This window comes from Burkholderia sp. CpTa8-5 (genome assembly GCF_017815045.1).
Taxonomy (GTDB): Bacteria; Pseudomonadota; Gammaproteobacteria; order Burkholderiales; family Burkholderiaceae; genus Burkholderia; species Burkholderia sola.
The window spans coordinates 37,825-52,659 of sequence record NZ_JAGIQD010000023.1 but is presented as its reverse complement, the minus strand read 5'-3'; the positions used below and the strand labels follow the sequence as shown (position 1 = coordinate 52,659).

Genomic DNA, 14,835 nt, shown 5'->3' with positions numbered 1-14,835 from the left:
GAACGGCGCAAGCGTGCCGGGGCGAGGTGAGACGCGAATTGACAAAGAGCGGGGTACGACCCGCGCTGCGCCGAGCGCAACGCGTAAGGGCATGATTTTACCCGATTTTCGGCGGTTTCAGGCGACCGGCATGCGGGGAAACCCCACTGGCCGTCCGGACGAGTGGGTTTGCGCGGGCGATGGCGATACCATACGGCCATTCTGATGAACCGAGTCGTATCGTAGTGGAAACCCCGCAGAACACCGCCGCGCCGTCCGAATCGGGCGCGGCCTCGTCCGCGCCGCCGTCCGGCGGCTTCACGTCCACCCGCTTCGTGCTCGTCGAGCCGAGCCATCCCGGCAACGTCGGGGCGGCGGCCCGCGCGCTGAAGACGATGGGCTTCTCGCGTCTCGTGCTGGTCGCGCCGCGCGTGCCGCACGTGCAGAGCGACCCCGAGGCGATCGCGATGGCCAGCGGCGCGGACGACGTCCTCGCGTCCGCGCACGTCGTGCCGACGCTCGGCGAAGCGCTGTCCGGCGTGCACTGGTCGATCGCGCTGACCGCGCGCACGCGCGAATACGGACCGCCGCGCCTCGCGCCGCGCGCGGCCGCCGCGCAGGCGAGCGCGCAGGTCGGCGTGGGCGACATCGCGCTCGTGTTCGGCAACGAGCGCACCGGTCTCGCGAACGAGCATGTCGACCAGTGCAGCGCGCTCGCGCATATTCCGGCCAACCCGGCCTACAGTTCGCTGAATCTTGCGCAGGCCGTGCAGGTGCTCGCGTACGAGTTGCGCGTCGCGTTTCTCGAACAGGCGAGCGAGCCGTCGGCGCAGCCGCCGGCCGAAGCCGGCACGCTCGCGCAGAGCGACGAGATCGAGCGCATGTACGTGCACCTCGAGAACGCGTTGGTCGCGCTCGACTTCCTCGATCCGCGCAATCCGAAGAAGCTGATGCCGCGGCTGCGGCGCCTGTTTGCGCGCACGGGCCTCGAGCGCGAGGAGGTCAACATCTTGCGCGGCGTCGCGAAGCACATCCTGCTGAAGTCGGGCAAGCCGGACGGCGACGCGTAGGCGGCCGGCGCTCCGATTGGCGGGCGGGGCGGGAGTCCGCTGGATGCGGCGTGCGGCCGGGCAGGCCGTGCGTCGGCCTGCCGGAGACGTCGAACCGGCTGTTTCTCCCGACCGATCGCCTCCGGAAACCCCGCCGCAACAAGCGTCCCGGCCGAATACCCGCGCCGACGGCGGGGTGAACGCGCGACCGCGTGCGGCCGGGCGCGACTGGCCCTACAATCGCCGGACGTCATAAGCAAATGACCCGGCGCGATAACGGCCGGCATTGCCGGCGATGCGCGCCGGCCTTTTCCCAGATCACATCATGTTCACGAGACTGCGCGAAGACGTTGCAACGATTCGCGAGCGGGATCCCGCCGCTCGCAGTGCGTGGGAAGTGCTGACCTGTTATCCGGGGCTGCATGCGCTCGTGCTGCACCGTTTCGCGCACGCCTGCTGGCGCGCGAAACGCTACTGGCTCGCGCGGTTCGCGTCGCAGGCCGGCCGGTTCCTGACGGGGATCGAGATCCATCCCGGCGCGACGATCGGCCGGCGCGTGTTCATCGATCACGGCATGGGCGTCGTGATCGGCGAGACAGCGATCATCGGCGACGACTGCACGATCTATCAGGGCGTGACGCTGGGCGGCACGTCGCTCACGCGCGGCGCGAAGCGTCACCCGACGCTGGAAGCCGGCGTGATCGTCGGCGCCGGCGCGAAGGTGCTCGGCGGTTTCACGGTCGGCGCGGGCGCGAAGATCGGCTCGAACGCGGTGGTCGTCAAGCCGGTGCCGGCGGGCGGCACCGCGGTCGGCAATCCGGCGCGCATCGTGATGCCGGCGCAGCCGAAGCCGCAGCCCGAGCGCGCGGCGTTCTGCGCGTACGGGATCACGCCGAACGCGGACGATCCGATGTCGCTCGCGATTCACGGGTTGATCGATCACGCGGCGAAGGAAAGCCGCCGCGTCGACGAAATCGTCGCGGCGCTCGAGCGGCTCGGCACGCATCTGGAAACGCTGCAGGGCGCCGACGCGGCGCGCCTCGACCTGCGCAGGCTGTCGGCGGTGCTGGAAGGCAAGACGGTCGAACGCCAGATGTAACGAACGTGACGCGCACTGATCGCTGCTGGTCGGTGCGACGGCTGCGGCGGCGTCAGTCGAGCGGCATCGCGTGGATGCCTTCCGAGTCGACGCGCAGATAGCCGCCGCGCGGCATGCCGTGATCGAGATCCCAGTCGGGCAGCACCCAGCGGATCCCGCCCGGTTCCGCGTGGCGCGCGGGGCGGTGCGTGTGGCCGTGAATGATCACGCTCGCGCGGCTTTTCCGGAACAGCGCGGCCACGCCTTCCCGCGTGACGTCGTAGGCGGCCGAAGCAGGGCGCATCCGGCCCGCTTCGCTGGTCGAGCGCATGCGCTGCGCGAGCGCACGGCGCCAGCGGAACGGCCACGCGAGAAACAGCCATTGCGCGACGCGGTTGCGCGCGAAGCGGCGGAACACCTGGTAGCCGCGGTCGGCCGTGCACTGCGCGTCGCCGTGCGCGAGCACGATGCGCTGGCCGAATGCCATGATCAGCGAAGGGTCGGGCAACAGCATTGCGCCGGCCGCCTTCATGAAGCGCCGGCCGAGCAGGAAATCGCGGTTGCCGTGCATCACGTAGAGCGCGATCCCGCGCTCCGAGAACGTGTGCATCAGCGCGGCCATGCGCGCGGCGAACGGATCGTCGTCGAGGATGTCGTCGCCGATCCAGTATTCGAACAGGTCGCCGAGGATGAACACCGAGTCGGCGCTGTCGGCGGTGTATTTCACGAAATGCTCGAACGCGGCGACCGTCTTCGGAATCGCCTCGCTCAGGTGCAGATCGGACAGAAACAGGAACGGGCGTGCGGCTTGCGCGTATTCGCGCTCGCCCGGCACGCCCGCGGAGACGCTTCGCGGCGGACTCTCCTGCAACATCGAAGTGCCTCCGTAACGGCTGGTGCGTCAGACCACCACGGCCTTTTCGATCACGACGTCGTCGGTCGGCACGTCCTGATGGAAGCCGGCGTTGCCCGTCTTGACGCCCTTGATCTTGTCGACCACGTCCTGGCCTTCGACGACCTTGCCGAACACAGCGTAGCCCCAGCCCTGCGGCGTCGGCGACGAGTGGTTCAGGAAGTCGTTGTCGTTCACGTTGATGAAGAACTGGGCGGTCGCCGAGTGCGGATCGTTCGTGCGCGCCATCGCGACCGTGTAGTTGTCGTTCTTCAGGCCATTGTTCGCTTCGTTGTCGATCGGCGCGTCGGTCGGCTTCTGCTTCAGGCCCGGCTCGAAGCCGCCGCCCTGGATCATGAAGCCGTTGATCACGCGATGGAACACGGTGCCGTCGTAATGGCCCTTCTTCACGTAGTTCAGGAAGTTCTCGACCGTCTTCGGTGCCTTCGCGGCGTCGAGTTCGAGCTTGATCACGCCGTGGTTCGTATGCAGTTCAACCATGATGAATTCCTTCGGTGAGGCGGTTTAAATGGCACGCGGCCGGTCGTGCGACGCGGCCGCGTGTGGCGCCGGACGTGCCGGCAGGTGCTTACTTGGAGACGATGCTCGCCGATTCGATCACGACCGGTTGCGCCGGCACGTCCTGCATCGGCCCGCGCGAGGTCGTCGCCACGCCTTCGATCTTCTTCACGACGTCGAGGCCCGACACGACCTTGCCGAACACCGCATAGCCGTTGCCGTCCGGGTTCGGGTAGTCGAGGCCGCCGTTGTCGACCGTGTTGATGAAGAACTGCGCGGTGGCCGAATTCGGATCGCTCGTGCGCGCCATCGCGATCGTGCCCGTCAGGTTCTTCAGACCATTGCGGCTTTCCAGCGGGATCGGCGCGCGGGTCGGCTTTTCCTCGAAGTTGGTCTTGTAGCCGCCGCCCTGGATCATGAAGCCCTTGATCACGCGATGGAAGATCGTGCCGTTGTACTGGCCGGCCTTCACGTAATCGAGGAAGTTGGCGACGGATTTCGGCGCCTTCTCCGGATAGAGCTCGACGCGAATGTCGCCCTGCGAGGTCTTCAGCTGCACGACGGGGTGCGCGGTGGCCGTTTGCGCGAACGCGGGCGCGGTCGCGAGAAGGGCGGCGCCGCCAAGCGCCAGCAACAGACGTTTCATTGCGATCCTCAGGTTGGGAGGGAAGGAAGGCCGCGCCGCTTATTTAGACGGCGCGACGTACGGTGCCGCCAGTGCGCCCGACGGACCGCTGAACTGGAACGTCGGCGACATCGGCAGCGTGGTGGTGCTCACGTTCGCGGCGGCGCGGTCGGTGTAGTCGCGCGTGGCCGGCGACGTCGCGCGGGCGTTTGGCGCGGCTTTCGACGGCGACACGATTTTCTGCAGATCGGCGAGGCGCTGCGCGGTCGCGCCGCTCGTGCGGCCGAGCGATTGCGCGCGCTTGTACGATTCGGCCGCGAGGCGCAGGTACAGATCGCCGAGGTTCTCGTACGCGAGCGAGTAGCTCGGGTTCGATTGCGTCGCGGTGACGAGCGCGGTGCGCGCTTCGTCATAGCGGCCGTGCTTCGCGTAGAGCGCCGCGAGATTGTTGTACGGCTCGGGCAGTTCGGGGTACGCCTGCGTGATCGCGACGAACTGCTGGATCGCGTCGTCGTCGCGGTTCAGGCGGGCCAGCACGGTGCCGCGCTTGAACTGCGCCTGCACGTCGCGCGGGTTCGACGCGATGCGCGCGTCGAGCTGCGCGAGCGCCTGCTTCCACTGCTTGCCGGCGATCGATGCGTCGACTTCCGGGGTGCCGTCGGCGACCGCCGGGGCCTTTTGCGCATGCGCCGCAGGCGCTGCGAAAAGCGTCAGCGCGACGCCCATGACGGTGGTCGCAACGAGGGTCGCAGCGCTCGGCGCGCGGCCGCGATGAGGTTTCATAGGCGTAAATCGGAATGTTATACTCCGACCCATTCTAACAAAACGTCTGCGCGTTCCGGCGAGCGGCAGACAGTCTTTCTTAGCCTCTCGTGGCCGTCACCGCTGTGCTTGCAGCCTGACCGCCCCATGTGATATCGAGGACGCGCGGCCTGGCGCCGCGGCAGATGGTCCGTCCGTTTCACATGCTGGGCGAGCTTCGCCAGGGCGGTTTCCTTCGGCTCACGGTTCATCTCTATGGAATCACTGCGCATCTACAACACGCTCGCGCGTGACAAGCAAGTTTTCGTGCCGCGCCAGCCCGGCGAAGTGCGGATGTACGTATGCGGGATCACCGTCTACGACTATTGTCACGTGGGCCATGCGCGCATGCTGGTCGTGTTCGACCTCGTCCAGCGCTGGCTGCGTGCGATCGGCTATCGGGTCACGTACGTGCGCAACATCACCGACATCGAGGACAAGATCATCCGCCGCGCGGTCGAGAACGGCGAGACGATCAAGTCGCTGACCGACCGCTTCATCGGCGCGATGCACGAGGATGAAGCCGCGCTCGGCATCCAGCGGCCCGACATCGAGCCGCGCGCGACGCAGTTTATCCCGCAGATGCTCGGCATGATCGAGACGCTCGAGGCGAACGGCTACGCGTACCAGGCGACCGACGGCGACGTCAATTACTCGGTGCGCAAGTTCGCGAACTACGGGAAGCTGTCGGGCAAGTCGCTGGACGATCTCCGCGCGGGCGAACGCGTCGCCGCGAACGACGCGAAGCAGGATCCGCTCGACTTCGTGCTGTGGAAGCGCGCGAAGGCGGACGAGCCGGACGGCGCGTCGTGGGCGTCGAAGTACGGGATGGGGCGTCCGGGCTGGCACATCGAGTGCTCGGCGATGGGCTGCTCGCTGCTCGGCAATCATTTCGACATCCACGGCGGCGGGCAGGATCTGCAATTCCCGCACCACGAGAACGAGATCGCGCAGAGCGAAGGCGCGACCGGCGAGACGTTCGTCAATTACTGGATGCACAACGGCTTCGTGCAGGTCGACAACGAGAAGATGTCGAAATCGCTCGGCAACTTCTTCACGATCCGCGAAGTGCTCGAGCGTTACGACGCGGAAGTCATGCGCTTCTTCATCGTGCGCACGCACTACCGTTCGCCGCTCAATTACAGCGACGTGCATCTCGACGATGCACGCGCGTCGCTCACGCGTCTGTACACCGCGCTGAAGGATGTCGAGCCCGACACGCTCCCGCTCGACTGGAACGAGCCGCACGCACAGCGTTTCGCGGCCGCGATGAACGACGATTTCAACACGCCGGTCGCGGTGGCGACGCTGTTCGAGCTGGCGGGCGAAGTCAACCGCACGCGCGATGCGTCGCTCGCGCGGCAACTGAAACAACTGGCGGGCCTGCTCGGCCTGCTGGGCCGCGAACCGCGCGCGTTCCTGCAGCAGGCGTCCGGCGCCGCGCAGGCGGGCGGGCTCGCGGCCGACGAGATCGAAGCGAAGATCGCCGCGCGCGTCGCGGCGAAGCAAGCGAAGGACTATGCCGAAGCGGACCGGATCCGGGCGGAACTGCTCGAAGCCGGCATCGCACTTGAAGACAAACCGGGCGGATCGACCGAATGGCGTCGCGTATGAGCGCGGCGCGTTCCACTGACCGATCCGTCAGGTAGGAGGCAAGATGGCAACGGCCAGAAAAGCGCCGGTCAGGCGCGCGACTCCGGTCGCCGCGCGTCCGGCAGCCAAGCGCGTCCCGGCGACGAAGGCGGACGCGACACGCGCCGTGCCGAACGGCGCGCTGAACGGTCATGCGCAGCCGGCAGCCGCGCTGCCGGCCGCCGACGCGGCCCGCAAGACCCGTGCGTCCGAGGCGGACGGCGAGGAGGTCGTCGTGCGCCCCGCCTATTGGGACAAGGCGTGCGCGGACCTCGTCAAGCGCGACCGGATCCTGAAGAAACTGATTCCGAAGTTCGGTCCCGCGCATCTCGTGAAGCGCGGCGACCCGTTCGTCACGCTCGCGCGCTCGGTCGTCGGCCAGCAGATTTCGGTGCCGTCCGCCCAGTCGCTGTGGGCGTGCATCGAGGACGCCTGTCCGAAGCTCGCGCCGCAACCGGTGATCCGGCTCGGCGCGGACAAGCTGATCGCGTGCGGGTTGTCCAAGCGCAAGACGGAATACATCCTCGATCTCGCGCAGCATTTCGTGTCGGGGGCGCTGCACGTCGACAAATGGATGTCGATGGACGACGAGGACGTGATCGCGGAACTCACGCAGATCCGCGGCATCAGCCGCTGGACGGCCGAGATGTTCCTGATCTTCAACCTGTCGCGGCCGGACGTGCTGCCGCTCGACGACCCGGGCCTGATCCGCGCGATCAGCGTCAATTACTTCAGCGGAGAACCCGTCACGCGCAGCGAGGCGCGCGAGGTTGCGGCCAACTGGGAGCCGTGGCGCACCGTCGCGACCTGGTACATGTGGCGCAGTCTCGATGCGCCCGACGCCGACGCCTGAGCGCCGGCTATCGGGTTTTAAACATCAATAGTTGAGAGCCGGTTTTGAGCATCGCCCGCGCGGGTAGAATACGCGCTGCCGCAAGACCCAAGGATTCGAACACATGAAGACCACATTTCTGGATTTCGAACAGCCGATCGCCGAACTCGAGGCCAAGATCGAAGAGCTGCGGTTCGTGCAGGACGACTCGGCTGTCGATATTTCGGAAGAAATCGAGCGGCTGTCGAAGAAAAGCCAGCAACTGACGAAAGACCTCTACGCGAACCTGTCGCCGTGGCAGGTTTCGCAGATCGCGCGGCATCCGCAGCGGCCGTACACGCTCGATTACGTCGCGGAACTGTTTACCGATTTTCACGAGCTGCATGGCGATCGCGCGTTCGCGGACGACCTGTCGATCGTCGGCGGTCTCGCGCGCTTCGGCGGCCATCCGTGCATGGTGATCGGTCACCAGAAGGGTCGCGACACGAAGGAGCGCGCCGCGCGCAACTTCGGGATGCCGCGTCCGGAAGGCTATCGCAAGGCCGAACGCCTGATGCGTCTGGCCGAGAAGTTCGGACTGCCGATCTTCACGTTCGTCGACACGCCGGGCGCGTACCCGGGCATCGGCGCGGAAGAGCGCGGCCAGTCGGAGGCGATCGGCCGCAACCTGTACGTGATGGCCGAGTTGAAGACGCCGATCATCACGACGGTGATCGGCGAGGGCGGTTCGGGCGGCGCGCTCGCGATCGCCGTGGCCGATACCGTGATGATGCTGCAGTTCTCGACCTACTCGGTGATCTCGCCGGAAGGCTGCGCGTCGATCCTGTGGAAGAGCGCCGCGAAGGCGCCGGAAGCCGCGGAAGCGCTGGGCCTGACCGCGCACCGCCTGAAGGCGCTCGGCCTGATCGACAAGATCATCAACGAGCCGCTCGGCGGCGCGCATCGCGATCCGAAGGGCATGGCCGCGCTGCTGCGCCGTGCGCTGGCCGATTCGCTGCGCCAGTTCCAGGGCATGAGCATCGATGCGCTGCGCGAGCGCCGCTTCGAGCGCCTGATGGCCTACGGCAAGTTCAAGGAAACCACGCCGGGCGCATGACCGGCCGTGTATTCAATGCGCGCGCCGCTGCGCGCGCGTCCCGCTCGTGATCCCGCCCACCGAATTCTCCACCGACCGCGTCGTACTCGACGCGGTCGGCGTTGCGCTTTCCGGCCTGCCGCCGGATGCGCGCATCGCGATCGCGTACAGCGGCGGCCTCGATTCGACCGTGCTGCTCGATGCGGCCGTGCGCGTCGCGGGCGCATCGCGCTGCGTCGCGCTGCACGTGCATCACGGCCTGAGCGCGAACGCCGATGCGTGGGTCGCGCATGCCGAAGGGCAGGCGGCGCGGCTCGGTGTCGCGTTCGAATCGATGCGCGTCGACGTGCCGCGCGACAGCGGGCTCGGTATCGAGGCGACGGCGCGCGAGCGTCGCTACGCGGCGCTCGACGAGATGGGCGAGCGCCACGGCGTGGCGGCGCTGTGGCTCGCGCAACATGCGGACGACCAGGCCGAGACGGTGCTGCTGCAACTGCTGCGCGGGGCGGGAATCGCGGGGCTCGCCGCGATGGCCCCGCGTTATCGCCCCGACGGCGTGAGCATCGAGCGCGTGCGTCCATTGCTGAGACTGTTGCGCGCACAACTTGAGCGCTATGCGGAGCAGCACGCGCTCGCGTGGATCGACGACGAATCGAACGGTGATACGCGCTATGCGCGCAATGCGCTGCGCGTCGACGTGCTGCCGGCGCTGGCCGTGCATTTCCCGGGCTTTCGCGACGCGCTCGGTCGTGCGGCCCAGCATGCGGCGGCCGCTCAGCGGCTGCTCGACGATCTGGCCGAGCTGGATTTCGCTGTCGCCGCGCGCGATGACGGTCAGGCGCTGTCGCGCGACGCGCTGATCGGCTTCGACGACACGCGCGGCGCGAACCTGCTGCGCTTCTGGATGCGCCGGCTCGGTTTGCCGGGCGCGTCGGCGGCCCGGCTCGCCAACATGATGCGGCAACTGCGGGCGGCCCACGACGCGCATGCGCTGCGCGTCGATCACGCGGGGCAGTGCCTGCGGCTCTATCGCGACGTCGTCTACTGGGAAGCGGGCGACAGCAGCGAGCCCGCCGACGACGGCACGGGTACGTCGCAACCGGAGGTGGCACTCGCATGGGACGGACAGGACGTGTGGCACCTGCCGGGATGGCGCGGCACGTTCGTGTTCGCGCCGGCCGATGCGGGCAGCGCCGATGCGGTGCCGGAGGGGCTGCTGCGCGGTGCGCGGCTGGCGGCGCGTGCGCGGGCCGGCGGCGAACGGATGCGCACGTCGCCGGGCGGGCCTGGCCGGACGCTGAAGAATCTATTCCAGGAGCGCGGCGTGCCGGCCTGGCAGCGCGACGTGCCGCTGCTGTTCGCGGGTGACCGGCTGATCTACGTGCCGCGGCTGGGCGTCAATCGCGACATCGGCGAGCTTGCCGACGCGACGTTGGGCGCCGCCGCATGGCGCCGGCTCGAATGGCGTCCCGACCTGCTGATCGCATAGCGGCGGCGGGCTGCCGGCTGCGCGATGGCGCGCCCATTTTCACCATTTGGTAAACAGCGCCGGAACGGCCGGCGACACGGCGCGCGGCTTGTCAAGTGGGCGTCTATCGGGTACGCTCGGTCGTTTGCTCGGCTCGATTTTTGAGCGTTTTGTGCAGGTTTTCCGCGTGACGTACCCGGTTTGCGCGGCCTGATCGGCCTTCCGGGCAAAATCCGTCACGCTTGCGTGTTGCGTCCCAGCCGTCCCCCTCGTCGTCCGTCCACAGCCACAAGCCGCGTGACCGAACGGCAACGCGGCCTGCCCAGCGCGCCCGTGCGGCTTCTCCTCCAGTTCAGAACGACAATGGCACTCATCGTACACAAATACGGCGGCACTTCGATGGGCTCGGTCGAGCGCATCAAGAACGTCGCGAAACGCGTCGCAAAATGGCATCAGGCCGGGCACCAGATGGTGGTCGTGCCTTCGGCGATGTCCGGCGAAACCAACCGTCTGCTCGGTCTTGCGAAAGAGATTTCGAGCCAGCCGAGCCCGCGTGAGCTCGACATGATCGCGTCGACCGGCGAGCAGGTCAGCGTCGGCCTGCTGTCGATCGCGCTGCAGGAAATCGGCGTCGAGGCCGTGAGCTATGCCGGCTGGCAAGTGCCGATCAAGACGGACAGCGCGTTTACGAAGGCACGCATTCACTCGATCGACGACGAGCGCGTGAAGGCCGACCTGAACGCCCGCAAGGTCGTGATCATCACGGGCTTCCAGGGCGTCGATCCGGACGGCCACATCACGACGCTGGGCCGCGGCGGTTCGGACACGTCGGCGGTGGCGGTGGCCGCTGCGCTGGGCGCCGAAGAGTGCCTGATCTATACCGACGTCGACGGCGTCTACACGACCGATCCGCGCGTCGTCGAAGAGGCGCGCCGCCTCGATCGCGTGACGTTCGAGGAGATGCTGGAAATGGCCAGCCTCGGCTCGAAGGTCCTGCAGATCCGCTCGGTCGAATTCGCCGGCAAATACCAGGTGAAGACGCGTGTGCTGTCGAGCCTGACCGATCCGCTGATTGCGCTCGACGAAGAAATGCGCTCGGGCACCCTGATTACTTTTGAAGAAGACGAGACCATGGAAAAGGCAGTCATTTCCGGCATCGCGTTCCAGCGCGACGAAGCACGCATTGCGGTGATGGGCGTGCCCGACAAGCCGGGCATCGCATATCAGATCCTCGGCCCGGTGGCCGATGCGAACGTCGACGTCGACATGATCATCCAGAACCAGAGCGTCGAAGGCAAAACCGACTTCACGTTCACGGTTGGTCGCGGCGACTACCAGAAGGCGATGGACATCCTCACCAACCAGGTGCAGGGCCATGTGAGCGCCGAGCGCGTGCAGGGCGACCCGAAGGTGTCGAAGGTGTCGGTCGTCGGCGTCGGCATGCGTTCGCACGTGGGCGTCGCGAGCAAGATGTTTCGCACGCTGTCGGAAGAGGGCATCAACATCCAGATGATCTCGACGTCCGAAATCAAGATTTCGGTGCTGATCGACGAAAAGTACATGGAACTGGCCGTCCGAGCGTTGCACAAGGTGTTCGAACTCGACCAGGCGTCGTGAATTTTTCGTGATGCATTGAAGAAAATGCGTCACGGAAATTGACGCGCGGTTCGAAACCCTATATTATTTCGTTCTCGTCGCACTGCCTCCCTGGTGCGAGCGAAAGTTTGGGAGACGTGGCCGAGAGGTCGAAGGCACTCCCCTGCTAAGGGAGCATCTGGGCCAAAACCTGGATCGAGGGTTCGAATCCCTCCGTCTCCGCCAAAAGCGGTGACAAAGCCCCGCAAGTTCTCGGACTTGCGGGGCTTTTTCTTTTTCGGCTCCTCCGTAGACCCTTGCAACCCTGCTCCGCGCGGGTCCGTGCGCATTTCGACGGTCGGAGGCGGTGTGACGGGTTATTGCCGCTCCATGTAAAGGAACGGCTAGCGTTGGGTGCGAAATTAACCGGTCGATGCCGCAAATTGATGGAACTGCTCAACCGGAGTATCAAGGTTCTGCGTCTCGAGGGGCGTTGGTTGAGCCCTCTTGCCATGGTGTCGAGCTCGGCTTGGGAATAGGCAGAGACGTCAGTACTCTTCGTGAAGTACTGCCTCGGCAGCCCATTCATGTTTTCATTCGAGTCGCGTTGCCCCGGATTCCGCGGATCGCGGAAAGAGACCCGAACGTCGATTGCGACCGTAAAGCCTTTGTGATTCGCCATTTCCATACCCCGGTCCCAGGCCAGCGACTTATATCGTTTCGGCGATAATTCGCTGGCATGTCGTATCAATGTGTTGACCACGGCTTCGGCATCCTTGCCGGCTACTTTAACCGGCATCACAAACCGGTTTTGGCGTTCGACGACGATCGAAATCCGGCCACTTGCGTTGCCCAATAGCAAGTCGCCTTTCCGGTGTTTGGGTATTGCGCGATCCTCCGGCGTGGCGGGGCGTTCACTGATCCTTCTTCGACTGCTGACGAGCCATACTTCAGCGCGTTCCGAGGACCCCGGATCGATGGCTTCATTACAATTTGCAAACAGTATCAAATGCCGATGTGCGCCGGGCCCTCGCGTTGATTTTGCGCGACGGTCCTGCTACAGTCTCGCCGAAACAATGCGCCGGATAAGTTAAGCTGGTTGGCAGTGCGATCGTATTGTGCTCACTGATGTGATTGCTTGTCTTATCGGGCATATGTGGCTCGGGAGCCCATAAGTCGATGTCTCCTCCGTTGAGGCCGATATACACGACAGCGCGCTCGGCGAAAGCGGGGTGTGACAGCGCACTGGCGAGCAGCACAATAGAAAAATTACCCTCAGCGAAGTAATCTCAAAGAGAACAAAAAAATGGCCGATTTGCATTGGACCATGCCAATCGCCAGATGGACGTCGATTTCGACCGCGGGGGTGCCGGGCGTCGAAGCCCTCGATCCGATGGTGCGACGTCGCTTGAGCCGGCTGTCGCGTCTCGCGCTTCAGGTCGCCTACGACTGTGTCGGGACGGAAAATCCGGTGCGTGTGGTATTCGCATCGCGTCACGGCGAACTGGTGCGTACCAGCGGCATTCTCGCCGCCATTGGCGCCGCGGAACCTGTTTCGCCGACGGCCTTCAGTCTTTCGGTCCTCAATGCCGTTACAGGCATATTCGGAATCGCCCGGCGTGACCGGTCCGCCGCGACCGCGGTCGCGGCCGGGCATGAAACGCTCGGTTACGCGCTGCTCGAAGCTTATTCCCAATACGAAACGTCGCCGGCATCGCCGGTGTTGCTCGTCTATGCGCACGAGCCGGCCGATCCCGTCTACGGCGACGTCGATGACGACACGGAGAGCGTGGGGCTGGCGATTCTGCTCGATGCCGGCGAGCCGGCCGGTCATCTGGTCTGTGAAGTGGCGGAGGATGGCCCGAGTGAGGCGGGGGCGACCGGCGATGCGGCCGGTACGCAAAGCGCGGCGGTGCTGCGTTGTCTGTCGGCGCGCACGACGGCGTCGTGGCGCGGTCAGCACGCATCGTGGCGATGGAGCTGGCATGATCGCGCGGCTTGACTACGGCTGGCGCCTGTTCGCGACTGGCGCGAGCCTGGTTTTTTTTGCGCTGTGCGGATCGGTGTTCTCGTTGCTGGCAATCGTCGTCGGCGGGGTATGGCCGCACCGGCGCTCGCGTCAGCGCGGCGTGACACTTGTCATCCATTATTTCTTCCGCGCGCTGGTTGCATTACTGCAGCGTATCGGCGTGATGAGGCTCGAGCTGAGCGGCGTCGAGCGCCTTGCAAAAGGCGGCCCGGCAATCGTTGTCGCCAATCACCCGACCTGGCTCGACGTCATGGTGCTGCTGTCGTTGACGCCGAAGGCATGCTGCGTCGTCAAGCGCGGTCACTGGGGCAACCCGTGTTTCTGGGGCATCGTCCGTGCAGCCGAGTACGTAAGCAATGCAGATGCCACTGATCTCGTCGAGGCCGGAGCGAGGCAACTGGCGGCGGGCTACACGATGATCATCTTTCCGGAAGGGACGCGCAGCCCAGGGGGCGATCGCCTGCATGCGTTCTCGCGCGGCTTCGCGCATATGGCGCTGCAGTCGCGCACGCGGATCCAGCCGGTTCTGATCGATTGCGATCCGCCGGTATTTACCAAGACGCTTCGTTGGTATCACGTGCCGTCTCGTGCGTTTCGCATGCGCATCGACGTGCTGGAACCGATGGATCCGAACCGGCTGGCGCCGAGCGTGGCGCCGCCGTCGATTGCCGCTCGCAGCATTGCCCGCGAGGTGGAAGTACACATTACTCAACGCCTGTTTCAGCATGGATACTTTAAAACTGCAAATTAAGCAGCTTCTGATCGAGATGCTCGATCTTAGCGACATGACGGTCGACGAAATCGACGACGACGCGCCGCTATTCTCGACCGACGGGATCGGGCTCGATTCCGTTGATGCACTGGAAGTCGGCATCATGCTGCGCAAGAAGTTTCAATTGACGATCGCGGCGAACGACGAGCGCACGAAAGCGCATTTCCGGTCGATCAACACGCTGGCGGCCTTCATTGCCGATCAGCAGTCTCATCACGCATCGCAAGAAGCCGTGCTGGAAAAAGGGGCCCACTCGTGACCGACGCTGAAATCCTGGAGCGCATCCGCGCGATCTTTCATGAGAATTTCGCGATCGAGCCCGAGCGCGTGACGCCCGATACGCACCTGTTCGAGGAACTCGACCTGGACAGCATCGACGCAGTCGATCTGGCCATCAAGCTTCAGGAAATGACGGGCAAGCGCATCAAGCCCGAAGAGTTCAAGTCGGTTCGGACCGTCGGTGACGTCGTTGCCGCCGTTCACGCGCTGCTCGCGCGCGCGTGACGATC

General features: G+C 65.6%; 15 protein-coding genes, 1 tRNA gene and 1 pseudogene. 12 read left to right on the top strand and 5 right to left on the bottom strand.

The features are described from left to right. The first annotated feature begins 224 nt into the window (after positions 1–224). A complete protein-coding gene (locus J8I35_RS27070; protein WP_209927815.1) occupies positions 225–1,049 on the top strand; it encodes an RNA methyltransferase in 825 nt (274 codons plus the stop codon). 304 nt (positions 1,050–1,353) lie between these two features. Next, positions 1,354–2,127, top strand: a complete 774-nt coding sequence (cysE, locus tag J8I35_RS27065) for a serine O-acetyltransferase (RefSeq protein ID WP_027784824.1) — start codon at positions 1,354–1,356, stop codon at positions 2,125–2,127. Positions 2,128–2,179: 52 nt separating this feature from the next. Here the strand turns inward: cysE and J8I35_RS27060 are convergent, their stop codons facing one another. The 4 genes from J8I35_RS27060 to J8I35_RS27045 all read right to left on the bottom strand — a co-directional run bounded on the left by J8I35_RS27060 (position 2,180) and on the right by J8I35_RS27045 (position 4,925). Continuing rightward, complete coding sequence (locus J8I35_RS27060) at positions 2,180–2,980, bottom strand: UDP-2,3-diacylglucosamine diphosphatase (protein WP_050012974.1); 801 nt, start codon at positions 2,978–2,980, stop codon at positions 2,180–2,182. A 27-nt stretch (positions 2,981–3,007) separates the two neighbouring features. Beyond that, positions 3,008–3,499: a peptidylprolyl isomerase gene (locus J8I35_RS27055; RefSeq protein ID WP_006478428.1), complete on the bottom strand. Its 492-nt coding sequence runs from the start codon at positions 3,497–3,499 to the stop codon at positions 3,008–3,010. An 88-nt stretch (positions 3,500–3,587) separates the two neighbouring features. Continuing rightward, complete coding sequence (locus J8I35_RS27050) at positions 3,588–4,163, bottom strand: peptidylprolyl isomerase (RefSeq protein WP_006478429.1); 576 nt, start codon at positions 4,161–4,163, stop codon at positions 3,588–3,590. A gap of 39 nt (positions 4,164–4,202) precedes the next feature. Further along, complete coding sequence (locus J8I35_RS27045) at positions 4,203–4,925, bottom strand: tetratricopeptide repeat protein (protein ID WP_175977991.1); 723 nt, start codon at positions 4,923–4,925, stop codon at positions 4,203–4,205. 234 nt (positions 4,926–5,159) lie between these two features. Here J8I35_RS27045 and cysS point away from each other — a divergent pair, with 234 nt between their 5' ends. From cysS to J8I35_RS27015, 6 genes are all read left to right on the top strand, one after another. Next, complete coding sequence (gene cysS / locus J8I35_RS27040) at positions 5,160–6,557, top strand: cysteine--tRNA ligase (protein ID WP_124651481.1); 1,398 nt, start codon at positions 5,160–5,162, stop codon at positions 6,555–6,557. A 43-nt stretch (positions 6,558–6,600) separates the two neighbouring features. Continuing rightward, positions 6,601–7,428 (top strand): DNA-3-methyladenine glycosylase, encoded by an 828-nt coding sequence (locus tag J8I35_RS27035; RefSeq protein WP_124556731.1) that lies wholly within the window; start codon positions 6,601–6,603, stop codon positions 7,426–7,428. A gap of 103 nt (positions 7,429–7,531) precedes the next feature. After that, positions 7,532–8,503, top strand: coding sequence for an acetyl-CoA carboxylase carboxyltransferase subunit alpha (locus J8I35_RS27030; RefSeq protein WP_006478433.1), 972 nt, complete (start codon positions 7,532–7,534; stop codon positions 8,501–8,503). 46 nt (positions 8,504–8,549) lie between these two features. Next, positions 8,550–9,971, top strand: a complete 1,422-nt coding sequence (gene tilS / locus J8I35_RS27025) for a tRNA lysidine(34) synthetase TilS (RefSeq protein ID WP_124594018.1) — start codon at positions 8,550–8,552, stop codon at positions 9,969–9,971. 342 nt (positions 9,972–10,313) lie between these two features. Then, positions 10,314–11,567 carry an aspartate kinase gene (locus J8I35_RS27020; RefSeq protein ID WP_050012969.1) on the top strand — a complete coding sequence of 418 codons (1,254 nt, stop codon included), beginning with the start codon at positions 10,314–10,316 and terminating at the stop codon, positions 11,565–11,567. 110 nt (positions 11,568–11,677) lie between these two features. Further along, positions 11,678–11,771: transfer RNA gene (locus J8I35_RS27015), tRNA-Ser, on the top strand. Positions 11,772–12,069: 298 nt separating this feature from the next. Here the strand turns inward: J8I35_RS27015 and J8I35_RS27010 are convergent. Further along, positions 12,070–12,534: pseudogene (locus J8I35_RS27010) on the bottom strand (IS30 family transposase); the annotation flags it as partial. A gap of 297 nt (positions 12,535–12,831) precedes the next feature. On the opposite strand from J8I35_RS27010, the gene J8I35_RS27005 reads away from it, so the two are divergent. The 4 genes from J8I35_RS27005 to J8I35_RS26990 are packed head-to-tail and all read left to right on the top strand — an operon-like array spanning position 12,832 to position 14,830. Further along, positions 12,832–13,527 carry a beta-ketoacyl synthase chain length factor gene (locus J8I35_RS27005; RefSeq protein ID WP_089488582.1) on the top strand — a complete coding sequence of 232 codons (696 nt, stop codon included), beginning with the start codon at positions 12,832–12,834 and terminating at the stop codon, positions 13,525–13,527. Continuing rightward, positions 13,511–14,305 carry a lysophospholipid acyltransferase family protein gene (locus tag J8I35_RS27000; protein ID WP_050012967.1) on the top strand — a complete coding sequence of 265 codons (795 nt, stop codon included), beginning with the start codon at positions 13,511–13,513 and terminating at the stop codon, positions 14,303–14,305. Before J8I35_RS27005 ends, J8I35_RS27000 begins: the two co-directional genes overlap by 17 nt. Next, positions 14,280–14,585: a phosphopantetheine-binding protein gene (locus J8I35_RS26995; protein ID WP_050012966.1), complete on the top strand. Its 306-nt coding sequence runs from the start codon at positions 14,280–14,282 to the stop codon at positions 14,583–14,585. The genes J8I35_RS27000 and J8I35_RS26995 overlap by 26 nt, the downstream gene beginning before the upstream one ends. Next, a complete protein-coding gene (locus tag J8I35_RS26990; RefSeq protein WP_050012965.1) occupies positions 14,582–14,830 on the top strand; it encodes an acyl carrier protein in 249 nt (82 codons plus the stop codon). The genes J8I35_RS26995 and J8I35_RS26990 overlap by 4 nt, the downstream gene beginning before the upstream one ends. The last annotated feature ends 5 nt before the right edge of the window (positions 14,831–14,835 follow it).

Coding starts and splice junctions, on each gene's coding strand:
- cysE (WP_027784824.1), top strand. CDS start 1,354: ATGTTCACGAGACTGCGCGAAGACGTTGCAACGATTCGCGAGCGGGAT.
- J8I35_RS27060 (WP_050012974.1), bottom strand. CDS start 2,980: ATGTTGCAGGAGAGTCCGCCGCGAAGCGTCTCCGCGGGCGTGCCGGGC.
- J8I35_RS27055 (WP_006478428.1), bottom strand. CDS start 3,499: ATGGTTGAACTGCATACGAACCACGGCGTGATCAAGCTCGAACTCGAC.
- J8I35_RS27050 (WP_006478429.1), bottom strand. CDS start 4,163: ATGAAACGTCTGTTGCTGGCGCTTGGCGGCGCCGCCCTTCTCGCGACC.
- J8I35_RS27045 (WP_175977991.1), bottom strand. CDS start 4,925: ATGAAACCTCATCGCGGCCGCGCGCCGAGCGCTGCGACCCTCGTTGCG.
- cysS (WP_124651481.1), top strand. CDS start 5,160: ATGGAATCACTGCGCATCTACAACACGCTCGCGCGTGACAAGCAAGTT.
- J8I35_RS27035 (WP_124556731.1), top strand. CDS start 6,601: ATGGCAACGGCCAGAAAAGCGCCGGTCAGGCGCGCGACTCCGGTCGCC.
- J8I35_RS27030 (WP_006478433.1), top strand. CDS start 7,532: ATGAAGACCACATTTCTGGATTTCGAACAGCCGATCGCCGAACTCGAG.
- J8I35_RS27020 (WP_050012969.1), top strand. CDS start 10,314: ATGGCACTCATCGTACACAAATACGGCGGCACTTCGATGGGCTCGGTC.
- J8I35_RS27005 (WP_089488582.1), top strand. CDS start 12,832: ATGGCCGATTTGCATTGGACCATGCCAATCGCCAGATGGACGTCGATT.
- J8I35_RS27000 (WP_050012967.1), top strand. CDS start 13,511: ATGATCGCGCGGCTTGACTACGGCTGGCGCCTGTTCGCGACTGGCGCG.
- J8I35_RS26995 (WP_050012966.1), top strand. CDS start 14,280: ATGGATACTTTAAAACTGCAAATTAAGCAGCTTCTGATCGAGATGCTC.